The 2,255-nt window shown below is 52.0% G+C and carries 2 protein-coding genes; both read right to left on the bottom strand.

The window, feature by feature from the left end; translation table 11 throughout:
* The coding region (locus tag QYM41_RS17435) for a pentapeptide repeat-containing protein (protein WP_368801036.1) at positions 1 to 1,153 on the bottom strand (1,153 nt) is incomplete at its 3' end.
* Entirely contained in the window at positions 1,150 to 1,737 is a 588-nt protein-coding gene (locus QYM41_RS17440; protein WP_368801037.1) for a hypothetical protein, read from the bottom strand. The genes QYM41_RS17435 and QYM41_RS17440, both read right to left, overlap by 4 nt.
* Between the last annotated feature and the right edge of the window lie 518 nt (positions 1,738 to 2,255).

A 2,255-nucleotide genomic window follows, 5' to 3' on the forward strand; every position in this document is an offset into this window, starting at 1 on the left:
AGATTTTTACAGCCGCAGCATGGCGCTGAGACTCACCATCTGAACGGACCATAAAGGTACCATCTGGCAAAAGAGTTGAAGTGTCAATTAGAGCTTTTCGCATTTCCGGTGGCCAGATAGTCTTCACATCCCAAAGTGCCCCATTTAGGCGCGCGTTAGTTAGGTCTACCATAGTTAAATTCGTCCGAAATAGTTTTGTGTCAGTTAAGTCTGACCACCATAGTCGCGCTCCGCTCAAGTTGGCTCCGCTGAGGTCCGCCCCCTTTAGAACCGCCGAGCCTATCTCTGCCTGGGAAAAATCCCCTTGGGTAGCGTTTGCTTTCGTCAAATTTGCCCCACTAAGAATCGTCCGAACGAAATTCGAATCAACCAAGTTCGCCCCGGTGAGATTTGCTCTGGAAAGGCGTGCCTCAGTCAAATTTGCCCCGGTGAGGGTCGCTTCCGTAAGATCTGCTCCGATCAAAGAAGCCCGTACAAGGTTCGAATACGATAGGTCCGATTGGGTCAAGATCGCCCCGGATAAATTGGCCTCAAATAATTCCGCCTCGAACAAGTCTGCACTGATTAGTTCTGATTGATCGAGATTTGCTTGAGAAAGGTTTGCCCGGGGAAGTTTGGCTTTGGCAAGAATCGCCTCGGTGAGAATGGCTTTAAACAAATTTGCCCCGGTAAAATCCGTCTGGAGCATATTGCTTTTCTGAAGGTTTGCTTGAGATAAATTGGCGCCATTTAAATTTGTTCTAGTTAGGTTAGCGCCATGTAGGTTAGCTTCGGTAAGGTGCGCCCGGAATAGGTTTGCTTCAGTGAAGTTTGTCTTGACAAGATATGAACGGGTGAGATCTGCCTCGGTCAAGTCCGCCCGCGTCAAGTCGGAATGGCTCAGATCGCAACCAGCCAAATTGGCCTCTCTGAGATTTGTCCTTGTCAAATTTTTGCCAGACAGCCTTTTGCGTTGCAAATTTGGCGAGAATGGGCCATCAAGGATTTCCTTATTGGTGAAATGGCGGTAGAGGGCTTCGACACGTCGTGTGGGGTCATTAGGTGGCGTCCACGGTTCATCGTCGTTCGGCTCATGGTGTGGCGGCGGAGAATCGTGGGGTAGCTGCTCGTCATCTTCGGCAGGGATGCCGTTGGAGGGCGGTGGATCGATCATCCGAACCAGCCAATCAGCATTATCCACACACATAATTGAATAAATCCAAAGCCAAGGAACCAGCGGTAGCGACGACGTATCGCTTCAAGTATGCCGTCATTAGTTTCGATCATGTCGTCATACTGATTGGCGAGGGCTTGAAGAAAATCGGCGTCAGTGGGTTTAGGGCCAACTTCGGGATGAATCCACGAGTTCAACAGGCGAGGAGAGACTGAGGCGTCCCACTTAAATCGCGACACCGGCCACCACCATCGTTTGGAGGCGGTCAATATGGACCAGGTCAACATCAAACTAATGATCACCGTTAAGGCGCCCACGCCAGCGAAAACAAGAAAGATGTCAGGCCTCGCGCCCTGGGTTCCTCTCATCGCTGTTCCGACGAGAAATGCGGTCGCGGCCCCCACAAAGGCTAGGTACTGAACTGTGCGCTGGCGAATCGAGTCTAGCTGGGTGAATTGACTATCAAGAGCGCGACGACCTTCTTCAACGGCGATCTCGTAAAGGGAAGTTTTGTCGGGCAAAGCCTTAGGCAGCCGCGGCTTCCCTGGCATTGAAACCACGGGTTGACCCCACTTTCGTGCCACAGTCGCTCCATATAAAGTCTGCATTAGCGCGATCACTGTCAGTGCCCGTAGTAGCTAATGTTTTACCGACTTAACAGTGCAACGCAGACTCCTCATCAGGCCGCATTTACTGGGTCGATTCTAGACCCAGTGCCTTATCCGGCTCTTCATCGGCCTTGCAAATGCAACGCAGCCTGAGTGGAGGCGAAGTGCACTTGTCCCTGCAGGCACTGATAGTCGCACTCCACTGCAGGCGTACAGCAAAAGGATCTGCTCGCTATATCTCATCGTCTCACCATGTCAATCGTTATGGAAGGCGGACTTTTCATCAGGCGGGTGGTGCCAATCCGTCGTCAACGGTCGGCTGTAACGCAAGGCATGGGATGCGAGACGTCTCGTCAGGCTCGGAGTGACTGTCCCACTTCCTAGGTACTGGGACGCTCGGCGTCGAGATCTATGTTCGGGGACTATGGATATCGATTTGAGTGCCAGAAGTTAGGCCTAGAACTAAGTGCCAGCTAGGCCGTACGGAACCGACT

The sequence above is a fragment of the Kocuria oxytropis genome, from assembly GCF_040981195.1.
Taxonomy (GTDB): Bacteria; Actinomycetota; Actinomycetes; order Actinomycetales; family Micrococcaceae; genus Kocuria; species Kocuria oxytropis.